Origin of the sequence: Cupriavidus sp. SIMBA_020, from assembly GCF_046535395.1 — a bacterium.
Lineage (GTDB): Bacteria > Pseudomonadota > Gammaproteobacteria > Burkholderiales > Burkholderiaceae > Cupriavidus > Cupriavidus campinensis.
Genome location: NZ_JAWRWU010001530.1, coordinates 1 through 241, shown reverse-complemented (window position 1 = coordinate 241; position 241 = coordinate 1). Strand labels below are relative to the sequence as shown.

Genomic DNA, 241 nt, shown 5'->3' with positions numbered 1-241 from the left:
CCGGATACAGGATCATGTGCCCTGCGGGCAGCTTCACGCGCTGCTCGCCATAGGTGTCGCGAATCACGAGTTCGCCGCCATCGTAGCTCGCCGGATCGGCGAGAAACAACGTGGCGGACAGATCGGTTCGCACCCGCTCACGTGACGCGCGTATACTGCGCACTGCGTTATCGATATGGAATCCGAATGATTCTCCAATTCCATAACTGTTGAACAGCGGCGGATAAATACGCTTCGGCAG

At 57.7% G+C, this 241-nt stretch carries 1 protein-coding gene; it reads right to left on the bottom strand.

Annotated features, from left to right (window positions below; genetic code table 11):
- The coding region (locus SB751_RS34715) for a 2OG-Fe(II) oxygenase (protein WP_410749577.1) at window positions 1-241 on the bottom strand (241 nt) is incomplete at both ends.